The organism is Nocardia sp. NPDC059154, assembly GCF_042755705.1.
In the GTDB taxonomy this organism is placed as follows: Bacteria; Actinomycetota; Actinomycetes; order Mycobacteriales; family Mycobacteriaceae; genus Nocardia.
The window spans coordinates 72,888-89,874 of sequence record NZ_JBHZCS010000011.1; the positions used below are offsets into that span (position 1 = coordinate 72,888).

17 protein-coding genes and 1 pseudogene are annotated in these 16,987 nt (G+C 66.6%); 12 read left to right on the top strand and 6 right to left on the bottom strand.

The features are described from left to right. Positions 1–32: 32 nt before the first annotated feature. The 3 genes from ACFXN1_RS12570 to ACFXN1_RS12580 are packed head-to-tail and all read right to left on the bottom strand — an operon-like array spanning position 33 to position 894. Positions 33–212, bottom strand: a complete 180-nt coding sequence (locus ACFXN1_RS12570) for a hypothetical protein (protein WP_379437508.1) — start codon at positions 210–212, stop codon at positions 33–35. Continuing rightward, positions 212–469 carry a hypothetical protein gene (locus ACFXN1_RS12575; RefSeq protein ID WP_379437509.1) on the bottom strand — a complete coding sequence of 86 codons (258 nt, stop codon included), beginning with the start codon at positions 467–469 and terminating at the stop codon, positions 212–214. The genes ACFXN1_RS12570 and ACFXN1_RS12575 overlap by 1 nt, the downstream gene beginning before the upstream one ends. Continuing rightward, positions 469–894, bottom strand: a complete 426-nt coding sequence (locus ACFXN1_RS12580; protein ID WP_379437511.1) for a hypothetical protein — start codon at positions 892–894, stop codon at positions 469–471. Before ACFXN1_RS12580 ends, ACFXN1_RS12575 begins: the two co-directional genes overlap by 1 nt. Positions 895–1,152: 258 nt before the next feature. Between ACFXN1_RS12580 and ACFXN1_RS12585 the strand changes: the two genes are divergently transcribed. Next, positions 1,153–1,917 carry a GntR family transcriptional regulator gene (locus tag ACFXN1_RS12585; RefSeq protein ID WP_379437512.1) on the top strand — a complete coding sequence of 255 codons (765 nt, stop codon included), beginning with the start codon at positions 1,153–1,155 and terminating at the stop codon, positions 1,915–1,917. An 11-nt stretch (positions 1,918–1,928) separates the two neighbouring features. Then, positions 1,929–2,597: a YdcF family protein gene (locus tag ACFXN1_RS12590; RefSeq protein WP_379437514.1), complete on the top strand. Its 669-nt coding sequence runs from the start codon at positions 1,929–1,931 to the stop codon at positions 2,595–2,597. A 60-nt stretch (positions 2,598–2,657) separates the two neighbouring features. Here the strand turns inward: ACFXN1_RS12590 and ACFXN1_RS12595 are convergent, their stop codons facing one another. Then, complete coding sequence (locus ACFXN1_RS12595) at positions 2,658–3,575, bottom strand: HNH endonuclease (RefSeq protein WP_379437515.1); 918 nt, start codon at positions 3,573–3,575, stop codon at positions 2,658–2,660. 593 nt (positions 3,576–4,168) lie between these two features. Here ACFXN1_RS12595 and ACFXN1_RS12600 point away from each other — a divergent pair. Next, positions 4,169–4,414, top strand: coding sequence for a hypothetical protein (locus tag ACFXN1_RS12600; RefSeq protein ID WP_379437517.1), 246 nt, complete (start codon positions 4,169–4,171; stop codon positions 4,412–4,414). 323 nt (positions 4,415–4,737) lie between these two features. On the opposite strand, the gene ACFXN1_RS12605 is transcribed toward ACFXN1_RS12600, so the two are convergent. Beyond that, positions 4,738–5,697 carry a DUF6551 family protein gene (locus tag ACFXN1_RS12605; RefSeq protein ID WP_379437518.1) on the bottom strand — a complete coding sequence of 320 codons (960 nt, stop codon included), beginning with the start codon at positions 5,695–5,697 and terminating at the stop codon, positions 4,738–4,740. Positions 5,698–5,894: 197 nt separating this feature from the next. On the opposite strand from ACFXN1_RS12605, the gene ACFXN1_RS12610 reads away from it, so the two are divergent. From ACFXN1_RS12610 to ACFXN1_RS12620, 3 genes and pseudogenes are all read left to right on the top strand, one after another. Next, positions 5,895–6,473, top strand: coding sequence for a hypothetical protein (locus ACFXN1_RS12610; protein ID WP_379437520.1), 579 nt, complete (start codon positions 5,895–5,897; stop codon positions 6,471–6,473). A 135-nt stretch (positions 6,474–6,608) separates the two neighbouring features. Further along, positions 6,609–6,704, top strand: a pseudogene (locus ACFXN1_RS12615) (hypothetical protein); the annotation flags it as partial. A gap of 351 nt (positions 6,705–7,055) precedes the next feature. Next, positions 7,056–7,967 (top strand): serine hydrolase, encoded by a 912-nt coding sequence (locus tag ACFXN1_RS12620; RefSeq protein WP_379463569.1) that lies wholly within the window; start codon positions 7,056–7,058, stop codon positions 7,965–7,967. A gap of 19 nt (positions 7,968–7,986) precedes the next feature. On the opposite strand, the gene ACFXN1_RS12625 is transcribed toward ACFXN1_RS12620, so the two are convergent. Continuing rightward, a complete protein-coding gene (locus ACFXN1_RS12625; protein ID WP_379437523.1) occupies positions 7,987–8,793 on the bottom strand; it encodes an SDR family oxidoreductase in 807 nt (268 codons plus the stop codon). A 165-nt stretch (positions 8,794–8,958) separates the two neighbouring features. On the opposite strand from ACFXN1_RS12625, the gene ACFXN1_RS12630 reads away from it, so the two are divergent. The 6 genes from ACFXN1_RS12630 to ACFXN1_RS12655 all read left to right on the top strand — a co-directional run bounded on the left by ACFXN1_RS12630 (position 8,959) and on the right by ACFXN1_RS12655 (position 16,926). Further along, positions 8,959–9,795: an SDR family NAD(P)-dependent oxidoreductase gene (locus tag ACFXN1_RS12630; RefSeq protein WP_379401757.1), complete on the top strand. Its 837-nt coding sequence runs from the start codon at positions 8,959–8,961 to the stop codon at positions 9,793–9,795. A gap of 352 nt (positions 9,796–10,147) precedes the next feature. Continuing rightward, a complete protein-coding gene (locus ACFXN1_RS12635) occupies positions 10,148–11,809 on the top strand; it encodes an acyl-CoA synthetase (RefSeq protein ID WP_379437525.1) in 1,662 nt (553 codons plus the stop codon). 229 nt (positions 11,810–12,038) lie between these two features. After that, a complete protein-coding gene (locus ACFXN1_RS12640; RefSeq protein WP_379437526.1) occupies positions 12,039–13,700 on the top strand; it encodes an acyl-CoA synthetase in 1,662 nt (553 codons plus the stop codon). 76 nt (positions 13,701–13,776) lie between these two features. Beyond that, on the top strand, positions 13,777–14,352 hold the full coding sequence (locus ACFXN1_RS12645) for a hypothetical protein (RefSeq protein WP_379437528.1): 576 nt from the start codon (positions 13,777–13,779) through the stop codon (positions 14,350–14,352). Between the two features lie 241 nt (positions 14,353–14,593). After that, the gene (locus ACFXN1_RS12650; RefSeq protein ID WP_379437529.1) at positions 14,594–16,069 is read left to right on the top strand and encodes a PepSY-associated TM helix domain-containing protein; all 1,476 of its coding nucleotides are present in this window, start codon (positions 14,594–14,596) and stop codon (positions 16,067–16,069) included. Between the two features lie 134 nt (positions 16,070–16,203). Next, on the top strand, positions 16,204–16,926 hold the full coding sequence (locus ACFXN1_RS12655; RefSeq protein ID WP_379437531.1) for a hypothetical protein: 723 nt from the start codon (positions 16,204–16,206) through the stop codon (positions 16,924–16,926). The last annotated feature ends 61 nt before the right edge of the window (positions 16,927–16,987 follow it).

The window sequence follows — 16,987 nt, forward strand, 5'->3', positions numbered from 1 at the left end:
CATCCCGTCATTGCCGAGCCGAAACGGCGCGCTCATCGCGGGTCACCCACCACCGTCGAAGCGGCGCAGAACGGTGCACACGCACCCGGAACCGGACCCGGGACCGGCGGGCTGGATTCCCGCGGACCGAACGCCAGCAGCAGCGACACCGGCAGGAAGCAGATCGCGGCCAGCATCAACATGGCCTGCCACATCACCCGCATGATGCCCATCACGCCACCAACTTCGGGTCGCTGGGCGAATCCTTCAGCGCCACAGCGTGTTCCACCATCGCGACACCCAGCGCGTACAGCAGCGCTTCGGCATCCTCGATACGGAGAGCCATCCGGATGTCACCACCGTTGAACTGCACGGACACCAACGCCGGAACCGGGTACGGGTCTCCGTTGGAGCAGGTGTAGGTGTAGCTGGGGCGGTACTCGACCTTGCGCAGGCCGGTCGTAGCGCTTGTCACCGTGATGTGCGACATCACGCCACAGCCTCGGACTCGTTGGCGGAACGGCCGTTACGGGCCGGACGCGACGCCGGAACGTCCGCTGGCGGCTGGTTCGAGCCGGAGGTGTCGCCGACAATGCCGGTCGCACGCAGGGACCAGCCGATCGACTTGTACTGGCCGTCGCCGACAACGCGGGGCTTGACCTGCAAACCGGCCAACACGACCGGGGTGTAACCGGGAATGACCGGCGTCGCCGAGGGAACCGGCTGCACGTCCGAGACGAACACGACGTCCAGGGTCTTACCCTTCGCGCCGACACCGGTCGAGTCGGCCACCGTGCCCTTCCACAGCCGCTTGCCCGTGCCGTTGCCGAAATCGTCGAGATCGACCTTCTGCTTCTTGGGCTTGTTGCGGTCCGTACCGAACTCGGTGATCGGCTCGATGGTGCCGATCAGCATCGTTCCCTCCGGGAACACGTCCTCGTACTTCGGCTTGAACCACGCATCCTTGAGAGCCATCGCTCCAACTCCTTGCCTTGACTGAGCTGCCGAACCCCTGAGCTGAGTTCCTTAATAGGGGTAGCTCTATTGGAGCAGTGGCAGATCCTTGCGGCAATAGAGCTGGTTCTAAGTGGCCGAAGTCCTCAATTGCCGAAATATGGCTACTCTTAATGCGGACCACACCGCAGACCGGCGACGAGAGAGCACCCGAGCGACATGAGCGGATACCGAGAAGTGGCGGCCAACCTGCGCGAAGCCATCAACCGGGGCGAATACCTTCCCGGCGCAACGCTTCCCAAGCAGGAGGAGTTAGCCAGCCGTTATGGCGTGAACATCAAGACCGTTCGCCAGGCGGTGAACCTGCTCGAAGCAGAGGGGCTGGTAACCCCCATCCGCCGGCGCGGAACTGTCGTACGCGAACGACCACCGATGCGCCGGATGGGCACCGAACGGTATTCGAAGAAGAAGTGGAAGTACGGCGACACGGTCGCCTTCATCGCCGACCGCGAAGCATCCGGCCGACCGTGGCAACGAACTGACCAAACGCAGACCGTCGCGCTGGTCGAGGCCGACCCGGAGGTGGCGGAAGCCTATGGGTTAGAGGCGGATTCGCTGGTCTATGAGCGAGCCCGCACAGTGCGGGACGCCGGTCGGCCCACGCACACGCTCACCAGCTACTACATACCAAAGATCGTCGAGGGCACACCGCTGGTGGACCCGACGCCGGGCCCCGCCGGCCGCGGTGGTGGCTTCGAGGTACTTACGTTGCAGGGCTACGAACCCGACCACATGTCCGAAACGATCTTCGCGCGGATGCCCACGCCGGAGGAGATGGAGAGCCTGGAACTTCCCGCCGGCGAGCCGGTAATGATCCTCACGCGTCGTACCTACACCTCAAATGACGTATTGATCGAGTTTGCACGTGGGGTGCATGCGGCATCCCGCTTCTCGTGGACATACGACTTCAAACTGCCCGAGTAGAGGAGCATCCGATGCCAACGACAGCCTTGCCCGCGGAGTACCGCTCGGATGTCGAAATCCTCTGGGATTACAACCAGATGCAGCACGAGCCGCGGCCGGTCGATGTCGGCATCGGCCTCGGCGGCCACGACATCGGAGTCGCCACCTACACGGCCGATCTCTACCGCGCGGGCACCTTCCCATTGATCGTGTTCACGGGCGCGAACGCGCCAACAACCGTGGACCGCTTCCCACGTGGCGAGGCAGTCCACTTCCGTGAGCGCGCCATCGAACTCGGAGTGCCTGCCGATGCGATCATGATCGAGCCGAAGGCGACCAACACCGGCGACAACATCGACTTCACTCGTGCTCTGCTTGGCGAGCGCGGCTACTTGGACTCGATCAAGTCGGTGATGCTGATCTCCCGGCCCTACCAACAGCGCCGCAGCTATGCCATCTGCCGGAAGCGCTGGCCCGAGGTGGATGTGGTCTGTGGATCACTCCCGCTCGCACTGGATGACTATGTCACGAGCATCGGCGACGTCGATCGCGTCATCAACATGCTTGTCGGTGACACCCAGCGAATCTGGGTCTACGCCCAAAAGGGGTGGGCCATTGAGCAGGATGTGCCCCCTAGTGTCCGAGCGGCATACGCGCGTCTTGTCGCGGCAGGATTCAGCCGCCGCCTCCTCGACGAGTGACCAGCCTCAGCAATTTCTGTGAACGTGTCGATCAAGTCGGTGATGCTAATCTCCCGCGGCTCACCAGGACGCGGTTGCCCCTCGGTGATGATCAGCCAGAGCGGCCAGGTATGGCCCTGACTTGATCGGCTTCCCCACCAGCGCACGATAGTCCGGGAATGGCTCCAGCGATGGTGCGATGACGACCGTCAGGGTTGCGGGGTCGACGGCGATCAGACCGCGGTCGAACAGGCGGTGAATGTCGCTCCGCAGCAGAATGCCCTCGTCCGGATCATGCGTGCCATGTTTGGCGAACGCTCGCAGATGCGCAGCCTCCAACGCACCCAGCGGGCATGGTCCGGTCACGGCACACACCAGCCCATCTCGACGCATCAGACCCTGACGAAAACTGTCCTGTCCGTTACGGACTCGCACCAGGGCCTCGCGATGCCCGCCTTTCGGAGGCGTTGACCGCGGCGCCGGCTCAGCAGGCATCGGCACCTGGAGCCGATCCAGCAGCTTTACAAGTCCGTCGGAGTCACAAGCGCGAATCGCGTTCTGCTGCGCACGATCCAGAAGCGGTTCCAGGTCGGCATCCGTCAGGGCGCCGTCGATCTCCTGCCACTGAGCACCGTAACTGGCAGTGAAAAGCGTGACCGGCACGTCCTTCTGCAAGGGGGTCTCGAAGGTGTGGCGGCAGTTCTTGTGCCGGCACAGGAAGGTTGGTGTCGTTTTTGTGCGCTTGACATACCCTGTCCGCTCACACCGCGGGCATACCCACCGGACCTTGATCCCGTCTGCTTTGTCGATCTGGTCGATACGTGAAACACCCTCCACCAGAGCCGAATCCCATAGCACGACCATATCGCCAACGGCGACCTGTAGATGCCTGGCCACCCCGCTGTCGTAGATGTAGCAGGAGCCCAACACATCCGGATAGCCCTCGTTGCTCTCCCAGACGCGCTCGTGCCCCTTCGACAGCAGCGCCCACGCCTTCATCCCGGCCCCTTCGTCATTGATCCGGACCGCTGGACGGGCCCGCGATCATGACAGGCTACGGCCTCGGTCCGACAAGATCGGCCGTCATCGCAGCAGTCATCGCATCCATTGCCGAATTCCGCCATACAGGATCAAGAGCGGCGCGCTACGCGCGCCGCCCCGCGCTACGCCGCACCGCCGCTCACTCCGCAGGCTGCGTTCGCGGGTGCGTCGGCGCGTTGCGGCCCACGTTGCCCGCCGCATGTGTCCGGTCGGCACACCAGCTGCAATCGTCGAGCAGGTACAGACCCTCGCAACCGGTTCGGCCAGGCTGTCTTCCGTCCGGACCAGCATCGGCCGACCACGCCGGCTCAATCGGCACCGCCAGCCGGAGACCAATTCCCAGCGGACATCACGTCCGATGTCGGGGAGCTCATCGAGATCCAGCAACCGCCGAAGTCCTTCCCTGCGGCGAGGAATCAGCCGGAGGCATATCAGGACCTTCCTCCACGGTCCAGGCCAAGCCCTTCGGATCACTTCGTGAGCCCGGACCGCGGAGGAAGGTCCGGATCTGGGCAAGCCCAGATTCCCCACCACAGGAAAGGACTCCGCCCATGGTCACCATCACTCTCGATGAGCTCCCCGACATCTCCCACCGCAACGCCCACTGGGAACTGGTCTCCGACTCCACCTTCGGCGGTACCTGGGCACGCGCCATCGTCCCGGGACGCCCGTGGCCCTGGACTCCCGAGGACTGCCCGTCCTGCAACGGCCCCGGTTGCGAGGGTCTGTACCTGCTCGACGATTGCAGCTGGTGCGCCGACCACATCTGCCACGGCTGCGGCTGGTACGTCCTCTGAGCGCGGGCGGGGGCTTCGGCCCCCGCTTCCATCACTGAATTGCTGTGAACAACTGCCGAATTCGCCCTATAAATTATTTAAGGCCGGTAGAGATTGAACGAGGCATCTTGTCACCTTGGGTGCTCCCCGCTTCCTCAGCGGCCTGATTGTCTCGCTCCAGGAGGACGCGTCAAGGACCACCTGCGGTGTCCGCTGCGCGGTGCCTGCGGCATCCTTGACACGCCCTCCTTCCACTGAGGGCGGCCTGTATGAGGAAGCAGAGGAAAGAGCAGTCAGGGCATTCGTTGTCACAACTTGCTCGAACGAAACCCCCAGGGCTTCGCCTACGACGCGGTCTTAGCGCTGGACGATGCCTTCGTGGGCCGGCCGGTCATCAGCGTCTTGTCGCGATCCAGGCCCAAGTTGTAATCCTGCACGATAACCAGCGCCATCGGCGTCGACCGAGACGCCGAGCCGCCACCGCTTTTCCTCGTGCGCACCGCGTTTTGCTTCCAGATCGTCGGAGAGCCTCCGTTTTTCAAGACCTTGATGAGCCGTGCGTCGTCTGCAAGTTCCCAGTTCCCGGGCCATGCGAGCACCATGGCCACCGCCCGCAGGACAATGTTGTCCCAGGTGCTGGCATCACGACCCCAGGCTGTACTGACCACCCTCAACACGCGGCTGACCATTCCCGGCGTCTTGCCCATCGCCAGCAGGGCCTGAACAGCGCCGACACGGTTTGCGCTCGGCGAGGCAGACACCTGAAGGTCGTCGCCGAGGGCCTGCACTTCCTCGTTGACGCGAATCGCGATGGGGTCGCCCGCCGTAAGGGAGACCCGGAAGTTGTCGAATGGCTTGACCGGCTTGCGGTGCTTGTTGGCGGCGAGGAAGAGCTTCGCCTCCTGCTGGATGGTCAGCCCTTTGTAAACCATCGCGTCACGGAGGAAGTCCTCGCCCTGTTTGAGGATGCAGGCCTGGTTGCTGTGCTGACCATCGATGATCACAAACTTGCCATCGGCCCGCTGCGAAACCAGAGCCGGGAGAAGCATCTCCACGTCCCAGCCCTCAGCGATCTTCGCAGTCCAGGCCGCGATCTCATCGCGCTGCATGTAGAGACGCCCGGTATCCATCGACGGATCGACAGTGAGGTCACCCACCCTGATCCGATCAAAGTGCTTGTCCACGTAGTAGCTCCAACTGCTCAATAGCGACCCTCCCCGGGCCGACCCCTCGTAGGGTACGCCAAAAACAAGACCTATGCGAAATCTTATGGCCTGAAAAATCTTTGAGGTCTGCTTGTCCACTTAGGTCTCATCGTCACGATTGCTGGCGGTGGGGCCGAGGCCGGCCTACACTCCGCGCCGTTGGACGACGGGCACGCGGGATACCAATGCGGACATAGGAAGTCGACTTGCCATCTGCTGGTCAGGGCAGATTTCGGACAAACCGCCAACACGTGTCTCATGAGCGTTTGCTTCGTACACGGCTCTACCATTTCCATGTGACCACGCCATCGCTGCCGTCGAGCCCGTCGGCGGAGAACCCTCACTCGACTCTGATCAGCGAAGGCCCCCGGCCGGCGCGAGAAGTCTTCGGAGCTGTAGCAAAACGCTTCGCCCAAGCCGCAAAGACCGTCAATAAGGCCGCCACCAGCGTATTCCTGCTCGGCGCCCTCGTTTCGGGATGGCTCGGACGGCACAGCGGCGCAGCAATCGTGGCCGTAGTCGGAGTGATCCTTGTCGCCGCGGTCTTCGTAGCCCTGTACAAAGCCGAGTCCAGTTTCCTGGTCGAACGGCACGACTTCACCGCATTCCGCAACCGTGCGGCGGAGCGGTTCGGCTATAACGACCACGGCCCCAATGGTTTTGGTATCGCACCAGGTTACGGAAGCCCGCTCCACGGCGGACAGGGAGGAGCCGGAGGACATGCTTGGGGTAGCGCCAACGCAACCGGCGGACGTGGCGGCCATGGCGGATTCCCAGGGGGCGGCGGCGGACCCGGAGGAAGCGCAATCGCGATGGGCGGCGACGCCGCGGGTGGAGACGGCGGCCATGGCGGTGGCGGCCTGTCCCCTCACTGAACCCACTGAGCTTCCCAGGCCGTCCCCAGGCCGTCGAATGCCGAGGAAAACCAGAAAGCACCGAGAACTCGCGAGAACGAATTCCCAGTTCAGGCAATGATTCCGTCGCATCACCCCAGAACACCGAATCCCATGAGCAAGATCCTCGACATCTTCGAAGGCACCCAGCAGATCCAGCAGCTCATCGTGGCTCGCCGCGTCCTCGGGCTGTCGAGCGACAAGCTGAAGTAGCAAGTCCCCGAGAAGAACCGGTGCGGGCCACATTCGTGGCTCGCACCGGTTTTCTCGTTCCGGACGCCGTGATCCGCGTCAGATTCCGAGCGCCTTCAGCAGGCTGCCGATAACTGGGATGGAGTCGGCGCTGCCCGTGCGGGTTTGCGCGGCCGTCACGTGCACGGCCAACGTCGCGGTCGGCGGGCGGACACCAGCGGGCCGGCCGGGGCCATCGCAGCCATACTCTGATTCGAGCTGGGTGTATCGGCGTTGCAGTTGCTGAAATGTGATTTACGCGGATAGGTTTCGCCGGTGCGTGGATTCAGTAGGCGGATGCTATTGGGGGCCGGCGCTATTGTCGCTGGGGGGATGATGCGGGCGGGGACGGCGCGGGCGGGGGTGCCGGTGGTGGGGCCGGCATTCGATGCGCAGTATCGGGCGATCACGAAGGTGGCCGGGGGGCGGTGGCATTGCCTGGTCAGTGATTTGGGGTCGGGGAAGCCGGTTCCGGTGGTGGAGGAGGACGCGGACTTCGTCATCGAGGGGGCCAGCGTGCAGAAGCTGGCGGTGATGACGGCGCTGATGAGTGAGGTGGATGCGGGGCGGATCAAGCTGTCCGACACCACGACTCTCGATGCCGACATGGTGGCCGAGGGCAGCGGGCTGTATTTGAATCAGGCGGCGTTCGGGGATCAGCTCACGGTGGCGAATCTGCTGACCACGATGTTGCAGGTTTCGGATAACACCGCGGTGCGGTTGCTGTCGCGGTTCGTGTCGGGGGAACAGGTCAACGCGACGTTGGATCGGCTGGGTTTCAAGGAGACCCGGGTGGTGCCGTTGCCCGGGGAGAGCCGGTTCTATCTGGGGAATACGACGGCCCGGGAGAACAACGATCTGCTGTTCCGGCTGGCGTCGGGGACGTTGTTGTCGAAGGAGTCGACGCAGGCGGTGCTGCGGATCATGACGTGGACGGCGGTGGGGTACACCGACGGGATCCGGCGCAACATGTCCTCGGATGAGCGGGCCCGCTTCGCCACCAAACACGGTGCGTCCGATGACAAGCGGCACGATACCGGGATCATGTTCGATGCGGCGGGGGCGCCGCTGATGGTGTTCTCGTTCTTCGCCGATCAGGCGCCGGACGCGGACAACTACGGGGCTACGAATCCGGTGGTGGAGGCGCATGCCACGCTGGGGCGGGCATTGCTCGACACCTATACGCATCTGTCGCCGCTGCAGTCGTTCATCGATCCGAAGAAGATCGCCTCGGGCGGGCACTGAACGCCGGACAGCGGAAGCGTCAGCCCGCCAGCAGGTTTCGCATGGCGGTGAAGACCTCCGAGGCACCGCCCAGGGACCAGCCACCGTCGACGGGAATGACCGCGCCGTTGACGTAGGACGCCAGCGGAGACGCGATCCAGAGGCAGCAGTCGGCGATCTCCTGGGCGGTGCCGTAGCGGCCCATGGGAACGGATTTGGCCACCAGGTCGGACAGTTCGGGGGTGGGGGCCAGTCGCGACATGCCCTCGGTGTCCTCGATCGGGCCGGGGACCACGGCATTGACGCGAATGCCCGCCGCCGCCCATTCCAGCGCCGCGACCTTGGTGAGCATGTCCACGCCGGCCTTGGCGGCGCAGGCATGGGCCTGCAGGGCCATCGGAACGGTCGATTGCGGCGCGGAGATGGTGATGACCGAGGCCCCGGGCGTGCGCAGGTGTTCGCGGGCGGCGCGCAGGACATTGAAGGTGCCCTTGAGATCGATGTCCACGACCGCGCCGAAGGCCCGGGCCGACATGGATTCCGTTGCGGCGGGGAAGTTCCCGGCCGCACCGGATACCAGCGCGTCCAGCTCCCCGAGCTCGGTGCAGGTCGCGGCGAAGCCCTCGGCGACCGCCTCGTAGTCGCGCACGTCCGCGGCGAAGCCCAGGGCGGTGACCCCGCACTCGCCGAGCGAGTCGACCGCCGCCCGCACCTTGTCCGGCGTGCGCGAGAGCACCGCCACCGAGGCCCCGGCCCGTGCGAAGGCGTGAGCCACAACGAGATTGATGCCGCTGGTACCGCCCGCCACGAAGACCGTCCGGCCGGAGAAATCGAAGAGGTCGCTCATCTTCTGATTCTGCGGCGATCAGCACGAGAATTAGTTCGGATCGGCCCAAACCCTCAGTCGTGGAACCGTATTCCGGCCCGGCGCATGACATCCCGGCCAACGACGGGCAAGCTTGTCATCGACCCCGACCCGGGGCATAGCCGGATCTCGCAGCAAAGGATCGACATGAGTACAGAAGACCCGCGCCGCTGGCTGATCACCGGAGCGAACAGCGGTTTCGGCGCGGCCTTCACCCTGGCCGTGCTGGCCGCCGGGGACGAGGTGGTGGCCGCGGTGCGTCGCCCCGAGACCATGGCGGACGTGGTTGCCGCGCACCCGGACCGGGTGCAGGTGGTGACCCTGGACGTGCGCGACCCGGCCGCCGCCGAGCGGGCGGTGAAGGAGGCCGGGCGAATCGACGTCCTGGTCAACAATGCGGGCTACGGCATCGTCGGCGCGATCGAGGAGACCACCGAGGCCGATCTGCGGGACGCCATGGAGGTCATGTTCTTCGGCCCGCTGCGACTGACCCAGCTGGTCCTCCCCCAGATGCGCGAGCGCCACGCGGGCGCGATCGTCCAGCTGACCAGCATGGGCGGGTTCCTGTCCTTCGCTGGCGTGGGCGCCTACAGCGCCGCCAAGGGCGCGCTGGAGCTGGCCAGTGAAGCCCTTGCCGCCGAGGTGAATCCGCTCGGCATCCAGGTGCTGATCGTCGAACCCGGGGAATTCCGAACCGGTTTCGCCAAGCCCGCCGCCCTCACCATCGGTTCCGCCATCCCGGACTACGCCGGCACCGTGGGCGCCATCCGCGACGGCCTGCCCGCCTCCGACCAGCAGCAGCAGGGCGATCCCGGCAAGGCCGCGGCCGCCGTCCTCGCGGTGGTCGGCCAGGCGGACGCCCCGCTGCGCCTGGCCCTGGGCCCGGACGCGGTCGGCGCCATCCGCGGCAAGCTGGCCACCGTCGCCGCCGAGCTGGACGCCACTGCCCACCTGGGCCTGACCACCGGCTTCGACGAGGCCTGAGCCCGGATATGCGAACAGCCCGCCGATCGGTCGGCGGGCTGTTCACGTGAGTGCCGTATTACAGCGCGGCCAGCGATGCGCTTCCGGTGCTCATGGCGGCGACGATGTTGGCGAGTGCGGCGAGAATTTCCATGGGGTACCTCATCGGTTCGGGGAAGGGGGAACCCGCAGCCTGGGCGACCCAGATTACGAGCGAGCTATCAACAGGTGAACACAGTAGGGCCATTCGCTCAGAGTTGCTGTGTGTCTGTTGTGACCGAATTTGTGTAACGGCCGTCACAGGCCGCTGTTACGGTGACGCTACCGCCGTCGGGTCCGGGCGGTGGACGGCTCGTCAACGGAGGTGGTCCGCATGGCCTCGGTTCTGCATTCGGCTCGGCAGCGCATGGCGCACACCGGTGAGGCGCTCAAGGGCCTGAGGCGTTTGCGGGAGCTGGGGTTGAGCGATCCCACCGATCCGGTGGGGACGGTCCGATTGCTCAGGGACGCCAGGGTTTTCGGGCCGCCGGCGACCGCGGTACGGCGCGCGGCGCGCCTGTTCGGGGACCGGCCGGCCCTCGCGGACGAGCGGGGTGAGCTCACCTACCGGGAGCTGGACGAGCAGTCGAACGCGCTGGCGCGCGGATTGCAGCGCAACGGGGTCAAACCCGGAACCGTGGTGGGCGTGCTGGCCCGCGATCACCGAGGCCTGGTGCTGACCATGGCGGCGCTGGGCAAACTCGGCGCGCGGCTGGCGCTGATGAACACCGGATTCGCCAAACCGCAGTTCGCCCAGGTCTGCGAGCGCGAGAACGTGCGAGTCGTGTTGCACGACAGCGAATTCCTCGGTCTGCTCGACGCCCTGCCCGAGGACCTTCCGCGCGTACTGACCTGGGTCGACGAGGGCACCGAGATACCGTCCGGCACAAAAACTCTGGACGAGCTCATCGCGGCCAACGCACCGACGCCGCTGCCCGCGCCGAAGCAGCCGGGCGGCTTCATCATCCTCACCTCGGGCACCACCGGCCTGCCCAAGGGCGCCCCGCGCGAACGCACCGGACCGCTGTCGACGGTGCAGATTGTGGACCGCATCGACTTTCCGCAGCAGGGCACGATGGTCATCGTCTCCCCCATCTTCCACTCCACCGGGTTCGCGACCTGGCTGACCGCGTGCGCCTTCGGCAACAAGGTGGTGATGGCGCGCCGCTTCGACGCCGAGCGGACGTTGCGCCTGATCGCCGAGCACCGCGCCGACATGCTGGTGGCGGTGCCGACCATGCTGCATCGAATGGTGGAGCTGGACAAGGAGATTCGCCAGCAGTACGACACCTCCTCGCTGACCGGGATCGTGCTGGCCGGTTCGGCGCTGTCGCCGGAGCTGTCGGTGCGCACGGCCGAGGTGTTCGGGCCGGTGCTCTACAACCTCTACGGCTCCACCGAATGCGCGATCGCCTCGGTCGCCCGGCCCGAGGATCTGGCTCTCGCGCCGGGGACGGCGGGACGAGCGCCGCTCACCTGCGAGGTGGCGCTCTTCGACGACGACGGGCGGCGCGTCCTCGCCAAGAACGTGACGGGCCGAGTCTTCATCCGCTCGGGCTCGCCGTTCAAGGGCTACACCGACGGGCGGATGAAGGAGGTCATCGACGGGTACATGTCCAGCGGCGACGTCGGGCACTTCGACGATCGCGGACTGCTGTTCATCGACGGCCGCGACGACGACATGATCGTCTCCGGCGGCGAGAACGTCTTCCCGCAGGAGGTCGAGAACCTGCTGCTGGAGCGCCCCGACGTGTTCGATGCGGCCGTGGTCGGCGTGGACGATGTCGAATTCGGTAAGCGCCTGCGCGCGTTCATCGTTCCCGAGCCCGGCGTGAAGCTCGCGCCCGAGGAGATCAAGACCTATGTGAAGGCCAATCTGGCCCGCTACAAAGTGCCGCGGGACGTCTTCTTCCTCGACGATCTGCCGCGCAATGCCACCGGCAAACTGCTGCGCCGGGTCCTCGTGGAGTACGAGCCACCCGTCGCGAGTCAGTAGGCGGCACAGCGCCGAGTCAGCAGGCGGCACAGCGCCGATGACGTCCGCGACACGGCGGCAATCCTGGGATCCCCACCACGAGCTGCGCGGTTTATTCGTAACCGCGAGTAACGGAGACCTCGGCCACACCCCGGCTGCCTGCGCTTGCTAGGGTTAGCACCGCACTGGATCTCGATGTTGCGGTCCGTCGGCCGACTCGTCCGGCGGGGGATCGCGGAAGGTTGTACCCATGTCACTTGCCCTTCCATCGGCTGGCACGGTTCTACGCAAGGCCGGCGATACGGCGCTCAGCGTCAATGCCATGGTCCGAGGGGGACTCTTCAATCCGCTGCGCCCCGATCACGCGGTGCGCTCGGCGCTCAATGTGCTGAAGTTCGGTCCGTTCGCGGGCGCGGTCGTGCACGCGGCCAACACCAATCCCAAGTCCGCGGCCATTGTCGACGAGCGCGGTGAGCTGACCTTCGAGCAGCTCGACCAGCAGTCCAATGCCTTCGCGCGCGGCCTCGCCGCCCAGGGCCTGGGCCCCGGCGATGTGATCGGGGTACTGGCCCGCGACCACCGCGGCATGGTGCTGAGCCTGGTCGCCGCCGGCAAGCTGGGCGTGCGCGCGGTGCTGATGAACACCGGCTTCGCCAAGCCGCAGTTCACCGATGTGGCCGCCCGCGAGAACGTCAAGGCGGTGCTGCACGACAGCGAGTTCTTCGATCTGATGTCGGCCATTCCGGCCGAGATTCCGCGCATCCTGACCTGGGTCGACGAGCAGGACAATGCCGACCCGTCGATTCCGACCATCGAGTCGGTGGCGGCCGGGCAGTCCACCGCGCCGCTGGCCCCGCCGGAGAAGCCGGGCGGCATGGTCATCCTGACCTCGGGCACCACCGGCACCCCCAAGGGCGCACCGCGCGACAAGGTCAGCCCGTTCATCACGGCCCAGTTCCTGGATCGAATCCCGTTGCCGCGCAACAGCACCGTGGTGATGGCCGCCCCGATCTTCCACGCCACCGGCCTGTCGCAGTTCACGCTGTCGATCGCGCTGGGCAACCGGGTGGTGTTCCAGCAGCGCCGCTTCGATCCCGAGGGCACGCTGGCCAATATCAAGAAGTTCCGCGCGCAGGGTCTGACCGTGGTCCCGACCATGCTGCAGCGCATCCTGGACCTGCCGGAAGAGACGCTGGCGAAGTACAACCCGGCGGAGACCCTGAAGGTCGTCTTCGCCGCCGGCTCGGCCATCCCGCCGGACGTCGTCACCCGCACCCTCGACTACTTCGGCGAGACCCTCTACAACGTGTACGGCTCCACCGAGTGCGCGGTCATGACCGTGGCCACCCCGTCGGAACTGCGCAAGGCCCCGACCACCGCGGGCAAGGCGCCCGTCGGCATTCGCGTCGCGCTCTACGACGAGAACCGCAAGCGCATCTCCGCGCCCAACGTGACCGGCACGATCTTCATCGAGAACGGGCACTCCTTCAAGGAGTACACCGACGGCCGCACCAAGGAGTACGTGGACGGCCTCATGTCCTCCGGCGACGTCGGCCACTTCGACACCGACGGGCTGCTGTTCATCGACGGCCGTGACGACGACATGATCGTCTCCGGCGGCGAGAACGTCTTCCCGCAGGAGGTCGAGAACCTGCTGTCCAACCGCCACGACATCCTGGAGGCGGCGGTGGTCGGCGTCGACGACCGCGACTTCGGAAAGCGCCTGCGCGCCATCGTGGTTCCGGGGCCCGAGTCCAAGCGGGACGTCCAGGAGATCAAGGACTACGTGAAGGAGAACCTGGCGCGCTACAAGGTGCCGCGCGAGGTGATCTTCCTCGACGAGCTGCCGCGGAATGCCACCGGGAAGCTGCTGCGCAAGCCGCTGATCGAGATGGAAGTCACGGAGAATTAGCCAAAACCGTTCGCACCCCGCCGGTTAACGGCAGGGTACGGGCAGGGGCGAGATCAGGCCTGGCTATTATCAGCGCGTGAACATCGGATCCGGCCGCTCTACAGCGCAATACCGCAGCGATGCTGCGGTATTGCGCGGTGGGGCGGCCGGTTCGGTATCCGGGGCGCTCGCAGTGGCCGCGCATGGCTGGATCTCGGGGGCCGCACCCCTGGAGTCCGGTCCGCTGACGCTGCTGGTCGCCGCCTCGGCCGCGGTCGGCGCGGTGGTGGCGAGCGTGCACACGCTGCGCACCACGGCGCTCGGACTGGTGGTCGCGCTGATCGGCGGGCAATTCCTGGGTCACTTCAGCATGATGTGGGGCTCGCCGGGCAGCATGCACCATCACCACCACAATGCCTCGATGTGGAGTCCGGCCATGCTGGCCGCGCACATCGTGGCAGCGTGCGCGGCGGCCGTCGTAATTCTCGGCGCGGAGGCGGCCTATCGGATCGGCACCACGGTGCTGTCCTGGGCGCTGCCGCTACCTATTTCACTACCGGTGCTCACCGGGCCGCCGCTGCTGCCCATCGCGCACCGGGATCTCGTCGTGCTGCGTATCTTCGCGGCCGACGTCTTCCGCACTCGCGGACCACCCGCGCTCGTTCGAGGCTGATTCCCTTCTTTTCACACCCGGGCACACGGACTTTCGCGTCCGTGTGACTTCGCTGTACGCCCGCGTCCGTCGCGGTGGCGTCGTGCGCGTCCGGGCATCCCCATGACCGCTGTGCGCACGCGGTGGCAGTCGCGTGCGCACCATGAGGGGGTCATGGTGCGCCCTGACATGCGTCGCCTCGACGTGTTCGCCCCCCGTACCGCGTGTCCCCGGGTGTTCCCTCGAACCCGAAAGATCGCTGGTGACAATCACTGACAGCGGTGTCGATACGACACCGCCGCCCTCCCCTACCCGGACGACGGAGCCGCCGCCGTCCGGCCGGCCCCCGAAACGTGGTGCGGGCAATGCCTTTCAGGCGCTCATGCTGCGACTGCACTTCTACGCCGGCGTCTTCGTGGCGCCGTTCATCCTGATCGCGGCCGTGACCGGTGCGCTGTACGCGATCTCGCCGACGCTGGAGAATGTCACCTCCAGCGGCCTGCTGCACACCGATTCGACCGGCCCGGCCAAGCCGTTGCGGGAGCAGGTCGCCGCCGGGCAGGCGGCCGAGCCGAACCTGGCACTGGTGGCGGTGGCCCCGGGACAGCACGCCGGGGAGACCACGCGGGTGCTCTTCAGCGATCCGTCGCTGGGCGAATCCGAGCGCCGCGCGGTGTTCGTCGACCCGGTGACCGCCCAGCCGGTGGGCGACAGCGTCGTCTACGGCAGCTCGGGCGCGCTGCCCATGCGCACCTGGATCGACCAGCTGCACAAGGATCTGCACCTGGGCGCGTTCGGCCGCTACTACAGCGAGATCGCGGCCTCTTGGCTGTGGCTGGTGGCGCTGGCCGGGCTGGTGCTCTGGTACCGGCGGGTGCGGGCGCGGCGCGAGAAGCGGTCGCCCGGTTGGCTACTGCGGCCGGACCGGTCGCGGCCGCGGGCCCGGACACTGAATTGGCATGCGGTGGTGGGCGTCTGGATCCTGCCGGTGCTCCTGCTGCTGTCGGTCACCGGTATGACCTGGTCGAAGTACGCGGGTGAGAACGTGACCCAGCTGCGGCAGGCGATGAGCTGGGCCACGCCCGCGGTGAGCGCCAAGCTGCCCGGGTCGACCGGTCCGGCCATGTCCGCGGGCGGCGAACACGATCACCACGGTGGCGGTGCGGCCGCGGCCATGCCTCCCGCCGACAAGGCGGCACTGGTCGACACCGTGTACGGCGTCGCCCGGGCCAATGGCCTGACCGGGCCCTTGGAGATCAGCATTCCGGCCAAGGACGGCATGGCCTTCGTGGCGCAGGAGCTGCGCCGGCCCGGCCAGTACACCCGCGATGCCATCGCGGTGGACGGCGCGACCGGCAATGTCACCGACAAGCTGCCGTACTCCGACTGGCCGCTCATGGCCAAGCTCACCAACTGGGGCATCCAGTTCCACATGGGCCTGATGTTCGGCCTGGCCAATCAGCTGTTGCTGCTGGTCATCATGGCCGGGCTGGTCACCGTGATCGTGCGCGGCTACCTGATGTGGTGGCGGCGCCGCCCGACCAAGGAGCCGAGGCTCGCCGCGGGCAAGGCCCCGCGCCGGGCACTGGCGCAGACCCCGCTGATCCTCCTGGCGCCGTTGGCAGCGGCCGCCGCGGTGGTCGGCTGGTTCGCGCCCATGATCGGCATTCCGCTGCTGGGCTTCCTGGTGATCGACGTGCTGGTGGGTGTGGGAGCCCGCCTGCGCGCCACCGCCTAGTCCACGAAAACCGCTGAGCGACGCGGCCTCCAGGCCGTGCCGCCGGCCGGTCACATCCTTTCGCGGCTCACGCACATAGAAGAGCCGCGCCATCCGTGCGGACCCTGACCCGCACTGACGAAAGACGAAACCTGATGAAGCTCAACAAGTTCGCCGTGTCCGCCGCGCTCGTGACGACCGCACTCGGGGTCACCGCCGGAACCGTGAACGCCGCACCCGCCCAGTCCGACGCGGGTGTCGTCAACTACAGCGCCACCACCGGCGAGAGGGACCTGACCATCCGCACGGATGCCGGGTCGCTGGTGGTGGACGACGGCGTACTGAAGATCAGGGCCGCCGACGGAACCACGGTCGCGGGCACCGAATTGTCGTTCCGGGTGGACGATTTCGTCTTCCCGATCGCCGCCGACATCCGCGACCGCGCCGCCACGCTCACCCCGCAGTTCGACGCCGCCCACGCGGTCTACCAGCCGGTCGCCCTCCCCTTCGAGAACAGCGCCCCCTGGAAGTCGGACTACGAGCGTGAACAGGCCGCCTGGAACCGTATGAGCAGCACCCTCTCCATGGGCGCCACCGTCGGCACCCTGGCCGGCGGCCTCGGCGGCGCGGCTCTCGGCTGCCTGCTCGGCGCCGTCGGAGCCGCCGGCCTGGTCACCCTCGGCTCCGCAGGCGTCCTCGCCGCCATGTTCGTCCCGCTCCTCGGCGCAGCCGGCACCGGCTGCCTCATCGGCGCAGGCGCCGTCGGCTTCGTCGGCACCATCGCCGGCCAGCTCTTCGTAACCGCCCCGGTAGCCATCGCCGCCGCAGTCCAGTACTTCACAACCATCACCCAGCCCTCGATCACACCCGCTAAGTAACCCGAAACCGTTGCCGCCGACCGATCCACCGACTCCACGATCGGCCGGCGGCACCGTGGTT

Bases quoted from the DNA above. Each gene is read 5' to 3' on its own strand.
- ACFXN1_RS12570 (WP_379437508.1), bottom strand. From the start codon at position 212: ATGGGCATCATGCGGGTGATGTGGCAGGCCATGTTGATGCTGGCCGCG.
- ACFXN1_RS12575 (WP_379437509.1), bottom strand. From the start codon at position 469: ATGTCGCACATCACGGTGACAAGCGCTACGACCGGCCTGCGCAAGGTC.
- ACFXN1_RS12580 (WP_379437511.1), bottom strand. From the start codon at position 894: ATGCTGATCGGCACCATCGAGCCGATCACCGAGTTCGGTACGGACCGC.
- ACFXN1_RS12585 (WP_379437512.1), top strand. From the start codon at position 1,153: ATGAGCGGATACCGAGAAGTGGCGGCCAACCTGCGCGAAGCCATCAAC.
- ACFXN1_RS12590 (WP_379437514.1), top strand. From the start codon at position 1,929: ATGCCAACGACAGCCTTGCCCGCGGAGTACCGCTCGGATGTCGAAATC.
- ACFXN1_RS12595 (WP_379437515.1), bottom strand. From the start codon at position 3,575: ATGAAGGCGTGGGCGCTGCTGTCGAAGGGGCACGAGCGCGTCTGGGAG.
- ACFXN1_RS12600 (WP_379437517.1), top strand. From the start codon at position 4,169: ATGGTCACCATCACTCTCGATGAGCTCCCCGACATCTCCCACCGCAAC.
- ACFXN1_RS12620 (WP_379463569.1), top strand. From the start codon at position 7,056: ATGATGCGGGCGGGGACGGCGCGGGCGGGGGTGCCGGTGGTGGGGCCG.
- ACFXN1_RS12625 (WP_379437523.1), bottom strand. From the start codon at position 8,793: ATGAGCGACCTCTTCGATTTCTCCGGCCGGACGGTCTTCGTGGCGGGC.
- ACFXN1_RS12630 (WP_379401757.1), top strand. From the start codon at position 8,959: ATGAGTACAGAAGACCCGCGCCGCTGGCTGATCACCGGAGCGAACAGC.
- ACFXN1_RS12635 (WP_379437525.1), top strand. From the start codon at position 10,148: ATGGCCTCGGTTCTGCATTCGGCTCGGCAGCGCATGGCGCACACCGGT.
- ACFXN1_RS12640 (WP_379437526.1), top strand. From the start codon at position 12,039: ATGTCACTTGCCCTTCCATCGGCTGGCACGGTTCTACGCAAGGCCGGC.
- ACFXN1_RS12655 (WP_379437531.1), top strand. From the start codon at position 16,204: ATGAAGCTCAACAAGTTCGCCGTGTCCGCCGCGCTCGTGACGACCGCA.